Genomic DNA, 22,328 nt, shown 5'->3' with positions numbered 1-22,328 from the left:
AGCAGCAGCCGCCTTTGATCTTGTTGTCCTCACAAACACATGATCAACAGGCGGCTGCGTCCATGTTGGACACCGCCCCCACCACATCCCAGCAGGTCAGACTGCTAATGGCGGCTGCCGTACTAGAGCGACCAACCTCGCATAGCGCTAAGCATCGGTAACCTACGATGCACGGCAGAATCGACGCCGTAGTCTGCAGGAAATGGCTCCTTAAGGTAGGCCGGGATCTGCTCGTCAAACACGGCCGGGCGGTCGACCGACTCCGCGACCGCTGGTTCCATCTTCGCAAGAATCTCGTCAAAGGCATCGCCAGCGAGCGCGCCCAGTGACGCGAAGTGGGGATAGTCTGCATCAGCCCAGGGTCGCGGAAGGCGAAGGATCCGCGCTATTTCAGGTATTGACGCAAGCGAGTCTGGGTCTCGCATAACCTCCCGACATACCTGGCTGCCCTGAGCCACTATCCATAATCTGAAGTCGGCAAACGCGTCACCCGAGCACGGCAGCTCATGAACAATGTCGGCCGCCTCCCACAACCTCCAACTCAACAAGTCATCCATACAATCGAGAAGCTCGCGTTGAAATCGCGCCACCCGCGGTATCGGCAACCTTGACAACTTAGCCAGGAGAGGTTCAGTCATTTCTTGTTCGCTTCGATTAGCATTCGGAATTGAATCAATGAGCGCCCATAGCACCGACTGCTCAGACGTTAGCACGCCGGGCCTCCCCTGTATCCGAAATTCCGAATGATATCGAGCGGATCCTCACCTACACTCTTGCTACCAGCATACTGCTCGAGATTGTGTGGGCCGGGAGCCCTGGCAACGAGGTCCCGCTCGACTGCGTGAGCTTCCGCCTTCGAGTCGAAGTTCTGGAGTACCGTGGTTTGAATTTTTCGTTCCCTGAGGTACTTCTGAGTGTAACGCGAATAGTTGCCCGTTGTGTTAGTCCATACGCCCCACTTCAGGAACTCGCCGCTGCGCTGGTCAAATTGTGCATACAGAGCGGTTTGACCTCGCTGCGGAATGGGGCCATCCGTGTTCGGCCAGGAATAAATTCCATCATCGTTATGAACGAGGACCGGCGCGTTGCCGGCGAGCACATAGTACGTGTGGATGTCGGCGATGGTCAGGTTGAGCATGTGCTGCGAGCCGGCGAAGGAGTGGACCGTGACGATCGTTGCGGTCGTCCCGTTGGGGGTGGTGAGCCGGTCGCCGGGGTGGAGTTGATCGGCTCGGGTCCATTTTTCGGTACTGGCGTCCCAGAAGCGGTGGTTCTGGGTGGTGTGCACGACGGAGTGGTGACCGCTGCGGTCGGCGACGGTGACGTCGGCTAGATCAATGTCGAGGTTGTCGTGCAGGGCCATGACGGCCTTGCCGGAGGTTTCCCCGCTTTGAGGATCAGTGGCGACCACCTTGTCGCCAACTACAACATCAATGATCGGCTTTCGGGTGCCGTCCGCCATAAGCACCGGGGTGGCAGGGGCGAAGCTGCATCTCGCGCCGGCCTCGATGCCCTCGATGAGCGGAGACCTCGGCCGCGCGGCTCTGGCCGCTACCGCAGTCGCATCTTCGGCTGCGCCTCTGGCCGCCACGCGGAAGCCGGTCGCGCCGGCGCCCGCCGCCTTGGCCGCGTTGGCTTCGACTCTCGTTGCTCCGCCCACACCATCGGTAAGGACCTCCATGATGGCGAAGAACGCGATGTGGCCGGCGCACTCTGCGGAGACGCCCTTGTCGCAGTTCATCTCCTTGAACGGTGTCTTCAGGTCGTTCCACAGGTCACCGCACTTGAATGTGAACTGGCACTTCGGGACATCCAGGCCACGCCATTTTGCCGAATTCGCGGCCAGGGCGATGTCCATCGCCTTGTTCCAGCAGCCTTTTGTGCCGCCGTCGAGCAGACAGAGTGGCCCGGAACCGGTCACGGTCTTCCAGGCGTCTTCGCCGATGGTTTCGAGGAACCGCTCGACCGCCGAAGGGTTCTTGACCTTCGCTTTGACGACCTTCTTATGGGCGTCTTTGACGACCTTGGTGGCTTTGCGGACGACGCGGGCCGTGCGCTGTTTGAGCGCCTTGCCCTTACGCTCGAAGTCCTGGTGGGCGCGTTTTGCCTGGCGGGCGTGCTGCTGGGATTTCTTCGTTGCCTTCGCCCGGCCCTTGTTGGCCAGCTTCGCCACGCTCTTGGCCCCGAGTTTGTTCGCCTTCGCCGCGACGTAGCCAAGCCCGGCTGACAGGCCTGCGTAGGCGTAGGAGCTCAGCCGGTGGTAGGCGTACGAGCCGGCGCTGTACGCCGTGGAGACCGCTTGCGCGGCGTATGAGTAGCCCCTGCTCGCGATGCTCGAGATGCCGTGCGTGATCTTGCTCCAGAGCCCGTGCCCGCTCGGGTCGGTCCCGGTGAGCGGGTTCGCGTTCGCGTAGGCGTACTGGTTCGCGTTGATCGAGTCGGGGATCGGGGTGTTCGCGGCGGTGTCGCGGCTGTCGAACTGGCCGGTGCCGGGGTTGTACCAGCGGGCCGACATGTTGACCCTCTTGGTCAGGCTGTCGGTCCACTCCGACTGGTAGCCGAGGTTGCCGAGCATCCCGGTTGAGGTCTTCACGGTGCCGAGCGGGTCATAGACGGTCGACCCGGTGAGCGTGGTGCCGGTGGCGGTGAACTGGCCGACCACGTCGTCGTGCAGATCGGTCCACACGAGGCAGCTGGTACCACCAGAGGTGGTGCCCACCACGTCGTTGTCCGGGTCGCGCACGTAGGTGGAGCCGGCATCGGCCGCCAAGTCGTTGCCGGTGCCCGTGTAGGAGAACCCGGTCTGCAGTGCCCGGCCGAGGGCGTCGTAGGTGTATGCCGAGGTATTGCCACCAGCGGACTGAGAGGCCACCTGATCGAACGCGTCGGACACCGTGGTCTCGATGGTGGCGCCGTTGGTGGTCTGGCTCACCGTACCCCGTGGCGTGTAGACGTAACCGGCTCCGGTCGAGTCGCCGACCAGCCGGTTCCGGGCGTCGTACGTGTAGGTGGTCGACCCGTTCCCGGTCCGGTTGCCGGACGCGTCGTAGGTGTAGGCGGTCGTGGTCGTGCCGTCCGACCAGGAGATCAACCGGTCGGCCAGGTCGTAGCCGTAAGTGTTGGCCGTAGTGGTGCTGCCGAAGTTGGTGGTGGTCTTCGACGTCTCGTTGCTGTTGGCGTCCCAGCCGTAGGCGATCTTTGCGATCGACGTGCCGGACGCTGTCTTCAATTCGTCGCCGGTGGGCCGCTTCAGGCCGTCGTAGGTGAAGGTGCGGACGTTGCCGGCGCCGCCGTAGGTGATCGATTTGACCGCCGAGTCGGCGTCGTAGGCGTATGCCAGGCTGGTGCCAGCCGTCGGATTGGTCAGGGTGGCGAGCCGGTCGGCCGTGTCGTAGGTGTATGAGGTCGTCCCGGCCGTATCGGTCCGTGACTTCATCAGTCCGTCCCGTGTCCAGGCGAACGAGGACGTGCCGGACGGACCTCCGATCCCGGTCGGGAGGCTGCGGTCGTCATAGGTGATCTCGTTCGTGCCACCGGGGACGGCGAACGAGGTCATCCGGCCTGCCAGGTCATAGCCATACGTGCGGGTCGCGGTACTGGCCGCCGCGCCGGCGCCGGCCTCGGAGATCAGGGCACCCATGCTGTCGTACGCGTAGGTCAAAGTGACCCCGCCCGGCGCAGCGATGCCCACGATCTGGCCTGCGGCGTCGTACGTGCTGGTCCAGGTGCGGTCCGACGGCGCCGAGTACGAGGCGGTGACCGGCTCGATCGTCGACTCCGCCATGTTGAACGCGTTGTACGTGGTCCAGAACGCGTTGCCGCGGCCGTCGGTGAACCGGGTCCGGTTGCCGTTCAGGTCATAGCCGAACGACGTCAGGACCGACGTGGTAGCGCTGGTCGGCTGTCTCTCCGACATCACCAGACCGGTCGGATCGTACGTGTACGAGGTGACTGATCCGCGCCCGTCGGTGCTGGTCAGCACATTGCCCGCGGCATCGAAGGTCTGCGACGACGTGGTCAGCTGGGTGCCGTTCGGCTCGTACGCCGCAGTACCGGAGGGCCGGGACAGCATGTCATAGGCGGTTGTTCGATACGCGCCGCCGGGCTGGGTCATCTTGGTCGGCCGACCGAGCCCGTCGTAGTCGGTCCGGGTGGTCTGTCCGGCGCCGTCGACGCTGGCGACCTGCTCCCCCGCCGCGTTGTAGGTGTAACTCTGCGAGACGCCGGTCGGGCTGGTCGCCGACTTCAGGCGACCGGCCGGGTCGTACGCGTACGTCGTCGTGTTCGCCTCGCTCGTCTGCCGCACGAGCCGCGTCGAGGTCAGTTCGCGCCCAAGGTAGTCGTAGGTGGTCTCGGCCCGTGCGCCGGTCGGGCCGGTGATCGAGGTCGGGTTGCCGTTCAGGTCGTAGGACATCGTGGTGACGCCGTCGTTCGGCGCGACCGCCTTCGACACCCGCCCGAGCTGGTCGTAGCTGTAGCGGGTGGTGTTGCCGAGCTCGTCGGTGGTGGAAGTGGTCTGCCCGAGCGCGTCGTAGGTGACCGAGCTGACCGGGCTGATCGTCGTCGCGCCGGGCGCCGTGTAGGGCGGCCGGTGTGTCTCGTAGACCCGGCCGGCCCGGTCGTAGACGAAGGTGGTCTGGTTGCCGTTGCTGTCGACTGTCTCGGTCGGATCGCCAAAGGTGTCGTACCCGGTGTAGCTGACTGGCCGGGCAACGACCGCGCCGCTCAAGGTCTCCACAGTCACCGGCGCACCGGTGCTTACCGCGGGCCGCTCCGCCTCGTCGTAGGAGATGTCGGTGGCGTTGCCGCGGGGGTCAGTTGTCCGGGTGGCGAGGCCACTCTCGTCGAGATTGGACGACACGCGTGTGACGCCGGCGCCCGGAACGGGCGCAGTGCCGTTGTAGACCGCTGAGACCTGGGTGCCGGTCAGCGGTCGCTGGTAGAGCAGAACGTCGGCGACCTGACCGGGCCAGGCGTCGGAGGGTCCGCCGGCCCATTTGCCGGCGCCGAGGACTAGTGGACCGTTGGTGTTGATCGACGTCGTGGGGGCGCTGCCCTGCGCGGTGCCGTTGACGTACAGCGTGGCCTTGGTGCCGTCGAAGACGGCAGCCAGATGGGTCCAGGTGTTCAGCGCCGGCACGGCGGTGGAGGTGACATCCACGGTGTTGGAGCCGTCCTTGCTGATCAGCATCCGCCACCGGTTCGTCGTGTAGCCGGCGTAGCCGAGCATGAAGGCGCTCTGCGTCTCGCCGTCCTGCGAGACAGCAGCCCGGTTGTAGTTGGTGTCGGTCAGGTAGACCCATGCTGACACCGTGTAGGGGCGGCCGGTGTCCAGCACCGGGCCGTCGGTGGCGATCCGGGCGCTGGTGCTGTCGGGGAAGTTCGCGCTGCCGGTGTGGCCGGGGGGCGCGGACGCGGACCAGGTGATGTTCGTCGTCGGTGCCGAGCTGTTGCCGGCACTGTCGACCGCGGTGGTCCCAGTGGTCTGGTCGAGCTTCCAGCGGGCCACGGGAGTGGTTGCCGGGTCGCCGTTGTAGGCGATCTCGGCGCGTAGCCGGCCCTCGGCGTCGTACTGATGGTCGGTGATCGACAGGGGGTTGCCGGCGCCGACGGCCTGGGTGGTGCTGACGACCTTGTCGTCCGGGGAGTACACGTTCCTGGTTACCCGGTTGAGGCCGCCAGGGTCGAGCGTGGTGACGTCCGGCCGGTTCGCGGCGTCGTAGCCGATGGTGGTGGTGGTTGCGCCGTTGTTGGTGACCTGTTGGGTCAGGTTCCCGGCCGGGTCGTAGGTGTTCTGCGCCTGGATGAATGTGGTCGCGCCGTCGGCGGGGGTGCCGTCGTCCTTCAATGGCTTGTCGGTGCGGATGATCTGCGCGGTGAGACCGTCGTCGGTGTACTTGTACGCCGTAGTCCAGCCCATCGCGTCGGTGGTGCTGGCGAGCCGGCCGTTCGGGTCGTACGTGTTGGTCTTGGTGACCAGGTCGGCTGGGCTACTGGGGTTGTTCGGGTCGCCGGTCCAGCCCTTCATCGTCTCGGTGAGGACGTTGCCCTCGGCGTCGGTCTCGAAGCCGGTCACTCCGCCGTCCGAGTCGGTCTCGGTGACTACCTGGCCGTACTGGTTGTAGGTGAAGCTGGTCGTTTTGCCGACCGCGTCGGTCTGCGACTCTTTCTGCCCGTACGCGTTGTACGCCACTGTCTGTGTGCGGGCCACATCGCCACCGGTGGCGTCGGTGGCTGTCCGCAATGTGATGTTGCCGTCGGCGTCGTACACGTTGGTCGTGACCGCGGTATGCACGGCGCCGGTGACCCGGTTGGTGACCGGGGGATCTGTCTGGGTCAGCAACCGGCCTTGCCCGTCGTAGGCGAACGAGGTGGTGCGGCCGTTCGGGAAGGTCGAGGTCATGGTCGTCTCGGTGAGCTTGCGGCCCAGCTTGTCGTACGTGAAGGTGGTCACCTCACCGGACGGCGAGACCGTCCGGGCGACATCGCCATTGGCGTTGTAGCTGATCTGCTGTTTGCCACCCGCTGGGTTGACCGCGAGGTAGGGCAGGCCCGGCGGCGCGAGCCCCGAGTCGGCCGCCGCGACCGTCGTGCCGTCGGTGAAGCTCATGGCGGCAATCCGGCCCAGGGCATCCGCGGTGGACTGCGGGTTGCCCTTGGCGTCGTAGCTGTAGCTGGTCTTGTACGTGTTGTCCGTGTTGCTGATCGAGCGAGCATCGCGGCTGGCGGTCATCACGTCGTTACGCGGGTCCACCGGGTTCGACGCGTTCAGGTAGTACTCGAAGTACGACGTCGAGCACCGTAGGACGGACTGGTCCTGGCAGGTGACCCGCTTGATGGTGTTGCCCCGCGCGTCCTGGGTGGCCTGGGTCCACACCCCGGTCGGGTCGTAGACCAGGTTGGAGAAGCCGCCGACGTCGTAGCCGTAGCGGGTGGTGTTGCCGAGCGTGTCGGTCTCGGCGATCTGCCGGTTGTTGAGCAGGTCGTAGGCGTACGAGAGGGTCTTGCCGCCCGGGTCGATGACGGTGACCGTCTTGACCGGCATGGTGATGGTCGTGACTGTGTTGTCGACGAGGGTTGTCGCCTGCCCGACGGTCTGTTTGCTCGCATCCCACTGCGCGGCGACTTGATCGGAAGTCAGCTCGGCGTCGTAGAAGGCGGCCTCGGCCAGCTTGCCGTTGAAGTACGTGGTGGTGTTGGCGGGCAGACCGGCCCAGCCGGCGCCGGTGAAGCCGGCGCCGAGGTAGGCGTGCGGCTGGTTGCCGGGGGTCAGCGGGACGGTGCCGACGGCCCAGGTGCTCGCGACGCCGTCGATGTACAGCGACTGGTTGGTGGTGCCGTTGGTGAGCATCGCGAAGTGCCACTTGCCGTCGTTGACCGCCTGCGCCGACGCGAGCGACATGGTCCAGGCCTGCTCGGCGCCGCCGTTGCAGGTCCAGATCATCAGTTGGGTGCCGTCGGTGGTCGAGGCCGCCGGGTCGGCGAGGCATTTACCGGAGTTCGGGTTGCGCAGACCGCCGTTGTACGGCTGCCACTTCTGGTTCAGGCCGTTGTTGCAGGTCCACAGGTCGATGAGGGCGCCGTTGGCGGTGGCGGCGGCGCCGCCCTTGATGTCCAGGCACTTACCGCCGATGCGGATTGTGCCGTCGGCGTACGCGGTCCAGGTCTGCGCCTTGCCGTTGTTGCAGGTCCAGATATCGATCTTGTTGCCGTCGGTGGTGCTCTGGTTGAAGTTGTCCAGGCACTTCCCGGCGATGCCCAGCCGCAGCGGGCCGGTCGGGGTGGTCGAGGGGGCCAGGCCGCGCAGCTTGCCGTCCGCGCTGATCCACAGCGCCGGCATCCCCGGCGCGGTGCTCTCGCCGAGCGCCCCGGCTTGAGCCCCGTAGATGACCTTGCCGGTCGCGGTGGTGTTGAACCACACGCCGACCGAGTTCGCGGCGTCGCCGGTGACCGAGCCCGGCAGCGCGACGTTCGAGGTGGACCCGTCGAACTGGGTAGCGGTGTTGTCGGCGAACGGGCCGGACGCGCCCAGGGTCACCGAGCTGTAGGAGGCGGTGCCGCCGGCGACCTCGTTGACCGCGTCGGTCACGTCCGAGTCGATCTCGCCGAGCCGCCAGTAGTCGAACGGCTTCGCGCCGAGCACCGACGCCGAGTAGACGTCGCTGTTGCCGGCGATCGTCGGCGTGCCCATCGTCCAGACGCCGCCGTTCTCGTCGGTCACCGTCGTGACGTCACCGGTCACGTTGCTCACCGCGACCTGCGACTGGATCCGCCCGGCCGGGGACTTGACGTACCGGATGGCCGACGACGAGTTGTCCGCGACCCAGTACAGGTTGGCGACATCTGCCGTGGTCAGGGTCTTGGTGTAGAACGCGACGTCGGAGAGCGAGCCGTTGAAGTAGGTCGCGGTACCCGTGGTCGTGCCGGTGTAGGCGTGGTCCGGCCACCCGAAGCCGACGAACCCGGCACCGGCGTACTCGTACGCCGAGCCGTTGTTGCCGAACATCGCGATCGTCCCGGCCAGGCTGCCCTGGGCGACACCGTCCAGGTACATGGTCTGGGTGTTACCCGCGCCGGCCAGCACGACGTGGTGCCAGGCGTTGTTGGTGACCGTCGACGTGGACCTGATCGGGGCGGCGGCACCCTGCCAGAACTCGCCGCGCAAGTAGCCATTCTTGTCGATGTACAGCGCCGGCGTGAAGTTGCCGGTGGTGGTGCCGGCGGTTATCGGCGAGGCGCTGTAGCTGAACAGCACCCCACCCGGCGTGCTGGTCTTGAACCACATGCTCAACGACTGGTACGAGCCGTCCGCGACCAACTTGCCCGGCAGTTGCACATTCGACGACGTGCCGTTGAACCCCGCCGTCGTGGCGCTCGAATCGATCAGCGACGGCGCGCCGCCCAGCGCCACGTTGTGGTAGGTGCCGTTGTCCACCCGCGCGTTCGCCAGCACGCTGCTCTCGGCCGAGCCGCTGCCCACCGCGTCATTGAGCCGCCAATACGAGTACGGGTTGAGGTTCAGCGTGGCGTGCGGGTACTCGCTGTGCCAGTTCGCCCAGTTGTAGACCGTGCACGCCGTCGTCGTCCCGGGCGGACACACCGTCGTCAACCGGTCATAGGTGCCGTAGGCGTAGGTCCAGGTGTAACCGCTGCCGCCCGCGACCGGCGCATCGGTGGTCACGGTCGCCACGTGCGCGGCACCGACCGTCTGACTCGACGCGGTCACCCAGGTCAGCGTCAACTTACGCCCGGCGGCATTGGTCACCGTCGAGATCACACTATTCGCGTACGAGAAGGCCAGCGCCCGTCCGTTCGCGTCGATGATCGCCGTGACCTGGAAGACGCCGCTGCCCGCCGCGCGGCCGAAGACGTACCGCGTGGCGTCCTTGTCGGTCAATGTGTACCCGGTGACGGTGCTACCTGAGGTCTGCGCCGTGAAGGTTGCGTACCGACCGGACGGCGGAGTGAACGTTCCGTCGTTGTTACGGCCGAACGCCACCTCGGAGCCGTTCGGATAGGTGACCACCACGGTACGCACCGCGCCTGCCGCGTCCAGCTTCTGCGTTGCCCGGGTGTCCAAGATGCTGGACCAGCCCTGGCCGAATGCGCCCGACCGGCGGGTGTCCAGGCTGTTGTAGCTACGGGAGATCTCCAGTTCCGGGCCGATGCCCGCGACGGAGGCGTCGGTCGCCGAGGTGGTGTAGTTGCCGTTGTTCGGGTCGAAGCCCACGCCCGGGTTCTGCGCCAGGTCGGAGGTCAGCCTGGGTTGCGGCACCGGGGTGCTGAACGCGTAGAAAGCCGTCGGCGCTGCGGTGCTGGTGTGGTCGCCGACCGCGACGGCGTAGTAGTACGTGGAGTTCCAGGCCAGCTTGCCCGCCGGGACCTGCCACGTCGGCGTGGAGATCGTGCCCGAGGCGATCACCAGGCTACCTGCGCTGTTGTAGACCCCGTAGGAGTACGTCAGGCCCGTGTTCGGTGACTTGTCCGGGTCATGCGCCCGGGTGACCAGCTGCGGAGTCAGCGTCTCGACGATCGCGTTGTTGCCCGGATACCGGGTGTCGACCTGCGGCGCCACGTTGGCCGCCGTGGTCAGCATCAGCGCCGGCGCGTACTCGCCGGAGGCAGCCTGCTCTGACGTGAACACCTTGTACGCGCTCGTGTCGGTATCGGAGGCGGCCAGCGCTACTCCGAAGTTCCCGGTGTCGATGGTTCCGTCGTTGAAAGCTGCAACGTCAAGTGGAACGGTGACATCGGTCCCGGCTGCTGGGTCCGCTGCGCTGTTGGCGCATGCCGCGGCCGGGTCTGAGACGGTCAGCGACCCGATCGGCTCGGCGGCGACGGCCGGACCGGGATAAGCGGTCGCCGACAGGGCCGCGGCTGAGGTCGCCGGGGTCTGCGGAAAGACGGAAAACGACTGATCCGCGCCGCATTTCGCGTACGTCAGATGCAGCCGCAAACTCGCCGAGGTGACGGTTGTGCCCTTGGCCCTGGTCCCGACATCGCCGAAGTTGAGATACGAACGGGCTTTGGTCTTACCGCCGTCATATGTGCCGATCTGCAGGTCGTCACCGGCCTGCTCACCCGGGCCGGTGACGGCGTCGTTGTCGACGTACGCGCTGCCAGCGCGGTTTGCGGTCAGGGCTCCGCTGACCCGCACCGGGTAGACGCGTGCCGGATCATCGAGCCACTTACGGTCGGCAACCACCCTCAAGGCCGGCGTGCCTGCGGCGGTCGTGGTCAGGCTCATTGTCACCGCCGACGAGGTGGCGAAGTCCCCGGAGTCCGGGTCTACCTTCGAGTCACTCATCGAGCCGTGCGGGAACCAGGCACGCGCCTTCCTGGCGTCGTCCACCAGCTCCAGTGAGCCGTCGGTCGTCATCCGCGGCGACAGCCCGTTCAAATGCAGCGGAAACGTCCACTCGTTGGGCGATTGCGGCGAGTGCAAAACCAGGATCTGCTTGACGCCCGCGGTGCTGGTTCTCAACTGCAGATCGATTCCAGGCAGTACGCCCGAGTAGGTCGCAGTCGGCCCGGCCACACTCGCGGTCGCCGCAGACGCCTCGGCGAGCTCGTAGCCGACCGAGTCACCGCTGGGCAGCTTCACCGACGCTACCGGCTCCGAAGGCGCCGTGTCCGCGTTCGCGCTCGGCGTGGTGGACGGGATCGCGCTGGGCATCGTGCTATCCGGTGTCGCGCCGGGCACGGCATCCGGGGTCGCGCTCGGAACGCCCGCGGGTGTTGTACTCGCGGTGGCGTTCGACGCGACCTCCCCGGTCTTGCCAGCAAGCGAAACCTTGAGGCTGCTCGCCTTTGTTTCCCAGCGACTCGACCCATCCTCGACCAGCGTCGGGTCGATCTTCTGCCATGCCGCACCCGACTTGAAGTTCGTCACGCCGCTGGTGAACACCTGCGTGGTGGAGCCGTCCGCGTTCTTGTACTCGTCCATCGCCGCCGAGGAGCTCACCGCGTCTCGCTTGCTCGTCTCGGCCACGAAACCACGCGCCTTGCCGGCGATCTTGATGGTCTTCGTCGACGGGTCGTACGGCTCGTACGGTTCCAAACCGCCTTCCGGCGTCTTGCCCGGCGCCCGCCCAGCGCCGCCGCTGGACGCCGTCGCCGCCGCCCCCACGTAGCCCCCGTGCTGCGGACGCTCGCCCTGCAACTGCTTGGGCAACCCACCGATCGGCGACTGCGCCGACGCCCACCGCACCCTGAGCAGGTCATTCAGCCAACCGACCGAAAGGTGTCCGCCGTGGACATTCTGCGCCGGAATCGCTGTCGACAGTCCGAAAACCATCAGCGTCACGAGCGCACAGCGGCGCCACCAGGCATTCACACGGATCACCGCTCCCCGTCCGTACACACAGCTTGGCGGAGACACTCGTCGTAGCGAGCCGTGGACGTCAAGTAACGATCACGTCACAAAAAGCTGTCCGAAAAGGACGATTCACTTTCAGCTTCCTTCCAGGTACGCTGCCGCCGTGTTCGGGGGACGAGTGAGCCGCAAAACCTGGCTGATCAGCGGCACAGCCACCGCGATAGCGGCAGCCGCTCTGGTGTGGCTACTGTGGCCGGACGACCATGACGAGCCGCGCGCTCGTCAATACACCGCGGCCACAGCATGCCTACTGACCCCCGCCGCAGGCGTCGCCGACCACGACACGGCCCCGGTCTGGAACGGCATGCAGCAGGCGTCCCTGGCCACCCACGGCAAGGTGCGCTACCTCGCCGTGAATGGCGACCAGACCCTCGCCAACGCGGCCACTTACCTCGCCACACTCGCTATCGGCGGCTGCGATGTCATCCTCGCTGCCGGCTCCGCCCCGGCTGCCGCCGTTGACGCCAACGCCGCCACGTACCCAGAAACGCGCTTCGTCGTTGTCGGCACGGCCCAGCGCCACCCCAACGTGACCCGCGTCAGCGAGCCCGACACCGCCACCACGACCACGACGGTTCGCACCCTGGTCACGAATGCTCTCAACGCCGCCGCCGGCGGCTGACCCGAGGATGGAGTTGGCGGCCGACGCCACCACGGACACCGAAGGCCATTGCGGTAATTCAGGAGCCGCCGGCCCCGCGGTGGCAGGGACGCCACGCGGCAGAGCAGGCGTCATGCGGCACAGCGGGCCCCGGACATCCGCGCCGGGCTCGGTGAGCGTGCCTCGCCCGCGCGATCCTGTCCGCGCGGCCGGGACCGTTCGACGTCGCTCAGCTCGTGGGCAAGAATGAGATCGCTGTCTTCGCGCTCCGAGAGAAGGTTCCTGTGGCAGCTGGAAAGATCATTGTGGGATTCGACAACTCCGCGGACGCCAAAGCCGCCGCGCGGTGGGCGCTCGATACCGCGGAACTGACCGGCGCGGCGGTCGAGTTCTTCTACGCCTACCAGTGGCCGGACTGGCTCCCCGCCACGGCGACCATCGGCGCGCCGGCGGTCCAGCCCGACGGTGAGATCGACCGTGCCGTGCACGGCATGCTCAACGAGGTCCGCGCCTCGGCGCGGGAGACACATCCGTCCGTGCCAACCGATGCCTCGATTGTCAACGCCAGCGCCGCGCTCACGCTGATCGGCAGGTCCGCCGAAGCGAGTCTCATCGTCCTGGGCAGCCGTGGCCACAGCGGAGTCGTCGGGCTGCTGGGCTCGGTCAGCGTCGCCGTCAGCGAGAACGCCACCTGCCCCGTTGTCGTTGTCCGCGGTGTTCCCGGGCCCGGTGGTCCCATCCTGGTCGGCGTCGACGACTCCGCCCCGGCGCAGGCCGCGCTGCGGTTCGCCGCGGAGCAGGCGCGGCTGCGCAAGGTGGCCCTGCGCGTGATCCGGGCCTGGCTGCCGGGCAACGGCATCGGTGACCCGACGCCCGCGGCCTCGCTCATGGTCACCGCCGACGAACAGCACGCCTTCGACACCTTGATCGGCAGCGTCCGCGCCGACCATCCGGAGGTCGAGATCACCGGCGAAACCGTCGTCGAGCACCCCGCTGCCGCGCTGGTCCGGGCGAGCGCGGACGCCGGGCTTCTGGTCGTCGGCACACGAGGACGCAGCCCCGTGCGTGGCATGCTTCTCGGCTCCGTGAGCCAGCACGTGCTGCGTCATTCCGCCGCCAGCATCGCGGTCGTGCACGGCACGTAGGCGCCGGAACCAGCCGTCGGCGCCCATCCGCCGCGGAACGCCGGGGCGCACCGCGGCGCTGATGGGCCGGCGGGGCAGTTTCAGCCGCGCACCTCGGCGCCGGACAGGGCCGAGAGGTCCGCCGCCCGGTGCAGGCGTATCTGCCAGACCTCCGGGCCCTCCTGCAGCCATTCGATCCGGAACTGCCCGTCGTACTGCTGGTCGATCTGCGACAGGAGCGGCAGCGGAGCGTGCGGCGCGATGAGCACCAGGGCGCCGTCGGCGGGCACCGCGTCGAGCGCCGCCAGGACCTGGGCATGTCGCTGCGCGTGCGGCAGCTGCCGCACGTCGATTCGCGCGTCGATGTTCAACGCCCCCACCGGCGCCGCGGACTCAGCGGCCGCGTCGCCGCAGCCGCAACCGCCGCACCCACAGCCACCACCGGCGGCCGCCGGTTGCTCGCCGAGCAGCTCGTGCATGCCGGCCAGCAGCGCGGCCAGGTCGACATCCTCGGCGTCCACCAGCAGGGGCACGATCAGATCGTTCTCCTTGGCCAGATGAACCTCGAACAGCGCACGCAACGCCCGGGCGGCCGCCGCGGCGGCGACCGGCGACCCGGTGGTCTCGAGCTCGGTCGCCAGCTCGGCGATCGCCTGGTGCTCGGCGAGCATGCCCTGGACCAGCAGCTTCGCCTCCGGCAGTCGCGCCGCCGCGGCGTAGAGCGCCTCCTCCTCGGCGTACGCGTGCGGCAACAGCTCGGTGTGCACCCAGCCGACCAGCTTCTCGTGCACCTGCCACGCCTCGCGCAGGCGGCCGGCATCCGCGGGCTCGATCAGCCCATCGACCAGTTGGGTCAGGGTGGTGGCGAGCTGCTCGTGGTGGCTGATGACCGCGTCGGCCGCGATCCGATCGGGCTGTGACATCGCACGCTCCTCTGGTTTTACTGTCATTCGACGTTATAACGTCTACCAGCATGGAAACCTCGGGAACAGGGCCGAGCGGCGAGAGAATCAACACGCCGCAGCACCGGGCTCTCGGGTCGGCGAGCCGGGTGGTGATTTTCCGATTGGTGCGGGACGCGGCCGGCGGGCTGACCGCCGCCGACGTCGCGGCCGCCACCGGTCAGCACCTGTCGACCACGCGCGCCCATCTGGAGCGGCTGGTCGAGGCGGGTCTGCTGGTGAAGGCACGGGCCAGCGGCGGCCTGCCCGGCCGGCCCGCGTGGCGCTACCGCGCGACGGCGGCCGACCCGGCCCCGGCTCCGGCGCCATATCGCGCCCTCGCGGCCGCCCTGCTGGACCACTTGCCGCGTGACGGTGGTGACCTGCGGGACGCCGCTGCCCGCATCGGCCGGGACTGGGGCCGGCAGCTCGCGGCGAGCACGCCGGCCGGCGACGATCCGGTCGAGGCGCTGACCGCGGTCTTCGACGGGCTGGGCTTCAGCCCGCAACCCGGCCCCGCCGGGTCCGGCGACGACGAGCTGCACCTGCACACCTGTCCCTTCCTCGAGCTGGTGGGGCACAATCCGGACGCCATGTGCGGCTTGCACGCCGGCGTGGCCCAGGGTGTTCTGGACAGCCGCGGGGTCGCCTCGGACCGCGCGGTACTGGAGCCGTTCGGCGCACCGCACGCCTGCGTCGTCCGGCTGCCGCTGACCGCCCGCCGCATCGCCGGCGAGCCGTAATGCCGGTCCTGGCCGCCGGCCTGCCGGTCCGCTTGCGCGTACCGGTGCTGGCGGCGTCGGCAGTCGCCCTGCTGGGCGGGCTCTACGCGGCGTTGCTGCTGCTCGGCACCGCGGTCCCGGCACCGGCCGCACCGGTCGAGGACGTGCACGGCCCGGTGATGGTGTTCGGCTTCGTCGGCACCCTGATCGCGCTGGAGCGGGCGGTGGCGCTCGGCCGCCGCACGGGACTGCTGGCGCCGGGCTCCAGCGCCGTGGGCGCGCTGGTGCTTCTGCTCGCCGGTCCCGGCCTGCCGGGCAAGGTGCTGATGATGACCGGCGCCGTCGGGCTGCTCGGCATCTACCGGGCTCTGTGGCGCCGCCAGCAGTCGGCCGCCCTGCTCGCCCAGGCGACCGGAGCATTCTGCTGGTACGCGGCCACGCTGCTGTGGCTGGCCGGCCTCTCGATCGCCGACATCGTGCCCTGGATGGTGGCGTTCGTGGTCGCGACGATCGCCGGGGAACGCCTGGAGCTGGCGCACGTGGCCCTCGCCACGCCCACCGCCCAGCGCTGGTTCCTGGCGGCCCTGGCCACGCTCGTGGCCGGCGCCACGGCCGCCACGCTCTGGCCACAGCCGGGCACGAAAATGTTCGGCTTCGCGCTGCTGGCGGTCACCGCCTGGCTGGCCGTCTTCGACGTCGCCCGGCACACCGTGCGCGGCACCGGACTCCCCCGCTACGTCGCCGCCGGGCTCCTCAGCGGCTACGCCTGGCTGGCGCTGGCCGGATTGCTGTGGGCCGGGGCCGGATCGGCCGCCGCCGGCGCTCGTTACGACGCCACCCTGCACGCCGTCTTCCTCGGCTTCACCCTTTCGATGATCTTCGTGCACGCGCCGGTGATCCTGCCCGCTGTGCTGCGCCGGCCCCTTCCCTATCGGCCCGTTCTCTACCTCCCGCTCGCGCTGCTGCACGCTTCCCTGCTGGTCCGGGTCACGGCCGGCGACGCGGCCGGGCTGGAGCCGGCGTGGCGCTGGTCCGGCGTGGTCAATGTGGCGTCGGTGCTGCTGTTCATCGGCTGCGCGGCCGCCGTTTCGGTCCGGGTACGCCGGGCCGGGATCCGGTCATGAAGCCGCTCACGGTCACTGACCGGCCGGCTCCGGCCACCGGCCGAGCCGTCTGGCACCGCCGGGCCGCACTGTTGCCGGCCGGGTACCTCGGCGCGCTGGCCGTCCTGGCGTTCGCCCACCCGTTCGCGCCGGACTGGTATTGGCTCGCCGTACACCTGCTGCTGCTGGGCGCCGCCACGAACGCGATCCTCGTCTGGAGCGCACACTTCACCGCCGCCGTGCTGCGCGTCCCCCCGCCGCCGCATCGCCGGGGTGAGATCCTGCGCCTGGCGGTCCTCAACGCCGGAGTGGTCGCGGTGCTCACCGGCGGCGGCACCGACCGGGCCTGGCTGGGTCTGGCCGGCGCGGCCGCCGTGTTCGCCGCCGTCGCCGGCCACCTCGCCTGGCTGGCCGCCCGTCTCCGGGCCGCACTGCCCGCCCGGTTCGCGGTGACGGTGCGCTACTACTCCGCGGCGGCGGTGGCCCTGCTCACCGGCATCCCGGCCGGCGCCTGGATGCTGGTCGCCGATTCCCCGGTCCGGGCGCGGATCCTGCTGTTCCACGCCCACGTCAACCTGCTCGGCTGGATCATGCTCACCGTGCTCGGGACCGTTCTCACGCTCTGGCCGACCGTGCTCCGTACCCGGATGGACCCGGCAGCGGTGACCGCTGCCCGCGCCGCTTTGCCGGCCGCCACCAGCGCGATCCTCCTCGTCACCATCGGCGTGCTGGCGTGGTGGCCTCCGGTCGCCGCGTCGGGGCTGGCCCTCTTCGCGGCGGCGGTGACGATCACCGCGATCCCGGCGGCCCGGACCGCGCTGCACAAGCCGCCGGACTCGTTCGCCGCCTGGTCGATCGCGGCCGGCACCGGATGGCTGCTGGTCGCGCTCGCCGTCGACGCGGCCACCCTGCTCACCGCCCGCACGGCCGGCGCGGCGGCCGACGGCTTCGGCGCCGTCCTGACGCCCCTGCTGCTCGGCTCGGTCGCCCAGATCCTGCTCGGCGCGCTCGCCTACCTGCTGCCGATGGCCCTGGGCGGCGGCCCGGCGCGCGTCCGGGAACGCACCACCGCCCTCGACCGGCACGGGGCACAGCGGCTCGCCATGACCAACACCGCACTCCTCGTGCTCATGGTGCCGGCCGGCCCGTACGTCCGGATCGCCCTCGCTTTTCTTCTGCTTGCCGCGCTGGTGCAGTTCCTGCTTCCGGCCGTGCGCATGCTGCTGACCGACCGGAGGCAGGCATCGTGACCGAACGACCCCTCGGCGGCGTCGCCACCGGCATCGCCCTGGTCGTCCTCGCCGTCCTCACCGGCGTGGGTGCTCAGCACCTCACCGGCGTCACCGCGGACACCGCCGCCACGACGACATCGGCCATCCCGACCGGGCACACCACGACGATCGCCGTGACCATCGACGACATGCGGTACCGGCCGGCACAGCTGACCGTTCCGGCCGGCGACCGGCTCGTCATCGCCCTCACCAACCACGACCGGCGCCGCCACGACCTGGCCCTCGACACCGGGGCGAAGACCGGCATGATCGGTCCCGGCAAGACCGCCCGGCTCGACGCCGGCGTGATGGGCGGGCCGGTGGCGGGCTGGTGCACGCTGCCCGGACACCGGCAGGCCGGGATGACCCTCACCATCGTCACCACCGGTGGCCACGAGACGGCCCACGGCGCACCGTCGGCATCGGCTACGGCGCCGGCGCCGATGGTGGACACCATGGCCGACCCCGGGCCTGGCTTCCGGGCCCGGGACGCGGCGGCGCCGGCCGTGCCGGCCGGGCGCCTGCACCGGGTCGCCTTGCACGTCCGCGAGGTGCAACTCGAGGTCGCCCCGGGCGTACGGCAGAAGATGTGGACCTACAACGGAACCGTGCCAGGGCCGGTGCTGCGCGGCAAGGTCGGCGACACCTTCGAGGTGACGCTCACCAACGACGGCACCGTCGATCACGGCGTCGACTTCCACGCCAGTGCCCTCGCCCCGGACGAGCCGATGCGGCCCATCGAACCGGGCCAAAGCCTCACCTATCGGTTCACGGCGACCAAGGCCGGCATCTGGATGTACCACTGCTCGACCATGCCGATGCTGCTGCACCTCGGCAACGGTATGTACGGCGCCGTCATCATCGACCCGCCCGGCCTCGCCCCGGCCGACCGCGAATACGTCCTCGTACAGTCCGAGCTCTACCTCGGCGGCGACCTCGCCGCCATGCGGGCCGACCGCCCCGATGCCGTGATGTTCAACGGCTACGCCGCGCAGTACACGCACCGCCCGCTCTCCGCCCGGGCCGGCGACCGGGTCCGGATCTGGATCCTCGACGCCGGCCCCAACCGCGGCACGTCCTTCCACGTCGTCGGCGCCCAGTTCGACACCGTCTACGCCGAAGGCCGCTACCAGTTGCGGCCCGCCGACCCCGGCGGCGCACAGGTCCTGCCACTCGCTCCCGCCGCAGGCGGCTTCGTCGAAACCGTCCTGCCGCAGGCCGGCCACTACCCATTCGTCAGTCATGTGATGGCTGACGCCGACCGCGGCGCCCGCGGCACGATCGAGGTGACAAACCGATGAGCCAGAGCACAGCCGTACGCCGGCGCAGCACGCGGCAGTACATCCCACCTCAGCACGGCGCGTGGGCCATGCTCCTGCTGCCCTACCTGGCCGGTGTGCTGGCCATGGGGTTCCGGTGGCCCGATCTGCCGCTGCTCGGCGCGTGGCTGGCCGGATACCTGCTCTCCTACTTCGTTCTGCAGGCCGTCAAGAGCCGTCGCCCCCAGCGGTACCGGTCACCGGTGTCCTGGTACGCCCCGATCACGGCGGTCCTGGCGCTGCCGGTGATCCTGGCCTGTCCGCGGGTGCTGCTGTTCGCCCCGGCGTACGCCGCGCTGCTCGCCGTCAACGCCTGGCACGCCTACCGCCGCCGCGAGCGCGCCCTGGTCAACGACCTCGCCTCGGTCGTGCAGAGCTGCCTGATGGTGTTCGTCGTGGGCGCCGTCGCCGGGCAGCCGCCGGCCCGCGCCGTTACCCCGTTCTTGGTCGTGCTGCTCTACTTCACCGGCACGGTGCTCTACGTCAAGACGATGATCAGAGAACGCGGCAGCCGGGCCTACCGGCACGCGTCCGTTGGCTACCATGCCGTTGCGCTGCTCGTCGCGGTGCCGCTGGGCTGGCTGCCGACGGCGGTGTTCGCTTTGCTGCTCGGGCGCGCGTGGCTGCTGCCCCGGTATCGGCTCACCCCGAAACAGGTCGGCATCGCCGAGATCGCCGCCAGCGTGCTCGTGCTCGCCGCCTCGCTCACCTGAGCGCTCCTCCCCGAGGGTCGCCGGCGCGACTACCGTCCAGCGCACGACTCACGCCCGCCGACGAGCGCTGGGCCCTGGACCCGCTTGCCGGGACAAGGCGGGCCGGTCCGGGGGCCGGACCAGCGGAAAGGAGCGGGCCGCAGGCACCGGGGAGCTGGGCGCAGTAGCTTGAGAAGCTGTGAGCTACAACGACGGGGGCACCATGAACCCTTTCGGCCTTGCGACGGTCGGCAAGCCGCCGAGTCGTTGACCGGCGCCGGCGCGCGGCGGGCCCTGGCGACGTTGAAAGGTTCGATCGGCGAGAGCGGCGAACTTCCGGCTTTCTCGTCCCGTTGATTCCACTCGAGAGGGCTGTAGTGAAGGCGCAGGACAAGGTTGACGTCATCTTCGACGCGGTGGTCCGCCGCAACCCGGGCGAGAGCGAGTTCCATCAGGCTGTGCACGAGGTGCTGGAGAGCGTCGTACCGGTACTGGATCGGCATCCGGAATACGCCGACGTGAAGATCATCGAGCGCATCTGCGAGCCGGAGCGGCAGATCATCTTCCGGGTGCCGTGGGAGGACGACCGCGGCGAGGTGCACATCAACCGCGGATTCCGGGTGGAGTTCAACAGCGCGCTGGGACCGTTCAAGGGTGGGCTGCGGTTCCACCCGTCCGTGTATCTGGGGATCGTCAAGTTCCTGGGCTTCGAGCAGGTGTTCAAGAACGCGCTGAGTGGTATGCCGATCGGCGGAGGCAAAGGCGGATCCGACTTCGACCCCAAGGGGCGCTCGGACCGCGAAGTGATGCGGTTCTGCCAGTCGTTCATGACCGAGCTGTACCGGCACATCGGCGAATACACCGACGTGCCGGCCGGTGACATCGGCGTCGGCGGCCGGGAGATCGGATACCTGTTCGGTCAGTACAAGCGCATCACCAACCGGTACGAATCCGCCGTCCTGACCGGTAAGGGCCTGAGCTATGGCGGCGCGCAGGTCCGGCGTGAGGCCACGGGGTACGGGGCGGTGTTCTTCGCCGAGGAGATGCTACGCGCCGTGCACGACAGCCTGGAGGGTAAGCGGGTGGTGGTGTCCGGCTCGGGCAATGTCGCCATCTACGCGATCGAGAAGGTGCATCAACTCGGCGGTGTCGTCGTGGCCTGCTCGGACTCCTCCGGCTACGTCCACGACGACAAGGGCATCGACGTGGAACTGCTCAAGGACCTCAAGGAGGTGCGACGCGCCCGCATCGACGCCTACGTCGGCCGGCGGCCGCATGCGCGCTTCGTTGCCGATCGCTCGGTGTGGGAGGTGCCGTGCCAGGTCGCGGTGCCGTGCGCGACGCAGAACGAGATCGGCGCCGCCGAGGCGAAGGCGTTGATCAGCGGTAACTGCATGATCGTGGTGGAGGGCGCCAACATGCCCGCCGGTCCGGAGGCGATCCGCGCCTTCGCCGAGGCGGGCGTGCGATTCGCGCCGGGCAAGGCCGCCAACGCCGGCGGTGTCGCGGCGAGCGCGCTGGAGATGCAGCAGAACGCCAGCCGGGACTCCTGGACCTTTGAGTTCTCCGAGCAGCGGTTGCGAGACATCATGGGCGACATCCACCGCCGCTGCTACGCGACCGCCGAGGAGTACGGCATGCCGGGCAACTACGTCGCCGGCGCCAACATCGACGGTTTCCGCCGGGTCGCGGAGGCGATGCTGGCTCACGGGCTGATCTGACGACACGCCCGGTCGGACGCGCGGTCCGGGCACGCACGCGCTGAGGTGCCCGGGACCGGCACCTCCTGGACGCCGCCTGAGCCTTCCGGCCGCGGAAGCTCTGCCGTGTCCGTGTACGGCTCCGGGTGTGGACCGTACCGCCGTCGATGCCACCTCGCCTGTGCCGAACGCAGCGGACCCCACGCCGACCGGCGTGGGGTCCGCCCCGTGCTGGTATGGGCTTACGGGCTGGTGCAGGTCACCGCCGGAGTGGATGGCGTGCCGTTGGCGAGGAAGCCGAACGTGGTCGACCCGGACGCCGGCACCGATCCGTTGTAGGCGGCGTTGCGAACCGTCGCCGTCGAGCCACTGGCGCTCAGCGTGCCGCTCCACACCTGGGTGATGGTCTGACCGCTGCCGAGCGTCCATTGGACGGTCCAGCCGTTGATCGCCGAACCACCGGCCGTCACGGTGACTTCACCCTGGAAACCTCCGGGCCAGGAATTGACCGTCCGGTAGGTGGCACCGCACGCTCCACTGGGCGGCTGGCTGGTCGGCGGCTGGCTGGTCGGCGGCTGGCTGGTCGGCGGCGCACTCGTCGGCGGCTGGCTGGTCGGCGGCGCACTCGTCGGCGGCGGGCTCGTCGGCGGGGCCGCGTTGAGGGCGTTGAGGACAGACGTGTAGGCGGGCTTCTTGTTGCCGCCGCCGTCGAACAGCAGCGGGCTCTCGTTCGAGCGCCAGGAGTCGCTGTCACGCACGCCCCACACGGTGATACCCACACACCGCGGCACGTTCATACACGCCTGGGTCAGCCCCTGGTACTGGCTGGTCGACGCGTTCGTCACGTCAGCCTCGGTCAGCGCGACGTCCACGCCGAGCGCGGCGAAGCTGGACAGGGTCTGCTGGAAGTTACCCGGCAGCGAGCTACCCCCGGTGAAATGGGTTTGCAGGCCGACACAGTCGATCGGCACCCCCCG

At 68.9% G+C, this 22,328-nt stretch carries 12 protein-coding genes; 8 read left to right on the top strand and 4 right to left on the bottom strand.

Features of this window, described 5'->3' with window-relative positions; all coding sequences use genetic code 11:
• Positions 1 to 122: 122 nt before the first annotated feature.
• Positions 123 to 692: a DUF4240 domain-containing protein gene (locus ACFQS1_RS38935; RefSeq protein ID WP_378977799.1), complete on the bottom strand. Its 570-nt coding sequence runs from the start codon at positions 690 to 692 to the stop codon at positions 123 to 125.
• Between the two features lie 14 nt (positions 693 to 706).
• A complete protein-coding gene (locus tag ACFQS1_RS38930) occupies positions 707 to 11,710 on the bottom strand; it encodes a LamG-like jellyroll fold domain-containing protein (RefSeq protein WP_378977797.1) in 11,004 nt (3,667 codons plus the stop codon).
• Positions 11,711 to 11,981: 271 nt separating this feature from the next.
• Between ACFQS1_RS38930 and ACFQS1_RS38925 the strand changes: the two genes are divergently transcribed.
• Positions 11,982 to 12,500, top strand: coding sequence for a type 1 periplasmic-binding domain-containing protein (locus ACFQS1_RS38925; protein ID WP_378977795.1), 519 nt, complete (start codon positions 11,982 to 11,984; stop codon positions 12,498 to 12,500).
• A gap of 263 nt (positions 12,501 to 12,763) precedes the next feature.
• On the top strand, positions 12,764 to 13,624 hold the full coding sequence (locus ACFQS1_RS38920) for a universal stress protein (RefSeq protein WP_378977793.1): 861 nt from the start codon (positions 12,764 to 12,766) through the stop codon (positions 13,622 to 13,624).
• Positions 13,625 to 13,704: 80 nt separating this feature from the next.
• Here ACFQS1_RS38920 and ACFQS1_RS38915 read toward each other — a convergent pair whose 3' ends face one another.
• A complete protein-coding gene (locus ACFQS1_RS38915; RefSeq protein WP_378977791.1) occupies positions 13,705 to 14,526 on the bottom strand; it encodes a DUF2249 domain-containing protein in 822 nt (273 codons plus the stop codon).
• A 50-nt stretch (positions 14,527 to 14,576) separates the two neighbouring features.
• On the opposite strand from ACFQS1_RS38915, the gene ACFQS1_RS38910 reads away from it, so the two are divergent.
• From ACFQS1_RS38910 to gdhA, 6 genes are all read left to right on the top strand, one after another.
• The gene (locus ACFQS1_RS38910; RefSeq protein ID WP_378977789.1) at positions 14,577 to 15,287 is read left to right on the top strand and encodes a helix-turn-helix transcriptional regulator; all 711 of its coding nucleotides are present in this window, start codon (positions 14,577 to 14,579) and stop codon (positions 15,285 to 15,287) included.
• Entirely contained in the window at positions 15,287 to 16,390 is a 1,104-nt protein-coding gene (locus ACFQS1_RS38905) for a hypothetical protein (protein ID WP_378977787.1), read from the top strand. Before ACFQS1_RS38910 ends, ACFQS1_RS38905 begins: the two co-directional genes overlap by 1 nt.
• A complete protein-coding gene (locus tag ACFQS1_RS38900; RefSeq protein WP_378977785.1) occupies positions 16,387 to 17,619 on the top strand; it encodes a hypothetical protein in 1,233 nt (410 codons plus the stop codon). The genes ACFQS1_RS38905 and ACFQS1_RS38900 overlap by 4 nt, the downstream gene beginning before the upstream one ends.
• Positions 17,616 to 18,941, top strand: a complete 1,326-nt coding sequence (locus ACFQS1_RS38895) for a multicopper oxidase domain-containing protein (protein WP_378977783.1) — start codon at positions 17,616 to 17,618, stop codon at positions 18,939 to 18,941. Before ACFQS1_RS38900 ends, ACFQS1_RS38895 begins: the two co-directional genes overlap by 4 nt.
• A complete protein-coding gene (locus tag ACFQS1_RS38890) occupies positions 18,938 to 19,672 on the top strand; it encodes a YwiC-like family protein (RefSeq protein ID WP_378977781.1) in 735 nt (244 codons plus the stop codon). Before ACFQS1_RS38895 ends, ACFQS1_RS38890 begins: the two co-directional genes overlap by 4 nt.
• Before the next feature lie 356 nt (positions 19,673 to 20,028).
• The gene (gene gdhA / locus ACFQS1_RS38885) at positions 20,029 to 21,372 is read left to right on the top strand and encodes an NADP-specific glutamate dehydrogenase (protein ID WP_378977779.1); all 1,344 of its coding nucleotides are present in this window, start codon (positions 20,029 to 20,031) and stop codon (positions 21,370 to 21,372) included.
• A 221-nt stretch (positions 21,373 to 21,593) separates the two neighbouring features.
• Here gdhA and ACFQS1_RS38880 read toward each other — a convergent pair.
• Positions 21,594 to 22,328: endo-1,4-beta-xylanase (locus ACFQS1_RS38880; protein WP_378977777.1), on the bottom strand; the 735-nt coding region annotated here is incomplete at its 5' end.

It is taken from the genome of Paractinoplanes rhizophilus (genome assembly GCF_042664765.1).
In the GTDB taxonomy this organism is placed as follows: domain Bacteria; phylum Actinomycetota; class Actinomycetes; order Mycobacteriales; family Micromonosporaceae; genus Actinoplanes; species Actinoplanes rhizophilus.
The sequence above is the reverse complement of the archived record's forward strand: the minus strand, read 5'-3'. Positions and strand labels throughout refer to the sequence as shown.

Bases quoted from the DNA above. Each gene is read 5' to 3' on its own strand.
- ACFQS1_RS38915 (WP_378977791.1), bottom strand. From the start codon at position 14,526: ATGTCACAGCCCGATCGGATCGCGGCCGACGCGGTCATCAGCCACCAC.
- ACFQS1_RS38910 (WP_378977789.1), top strand. From the start codon at position 14,577: ATGGAAACCTCGGGAACAGGGCCGAGCGGCGAGAGAATCAACACGCCG.
- ACFQS1_RS38900 (WP_378977785.1), top strand. From the start codon at position 16,387: ATGAAGCCGCTCACGGTCACTGACCGGCCGGCTCCGGCCACCGGCCGA.
- ACFQS1_RS38905 (WP_378977787.1), top strand. From the start codon at position 15,287: ATGCCGGTCCTGGCCGCCGGCCTGCCGGTCCGCTTGCGCGTACCGGTG.
- ACFQS1_RS38890 (WP_378977781.1), top strand. From the start codon at position 18,938: ATGAGCCAGAGCACAGCCGTACGCCGGCGCAGCACGCGGCAGTACATC.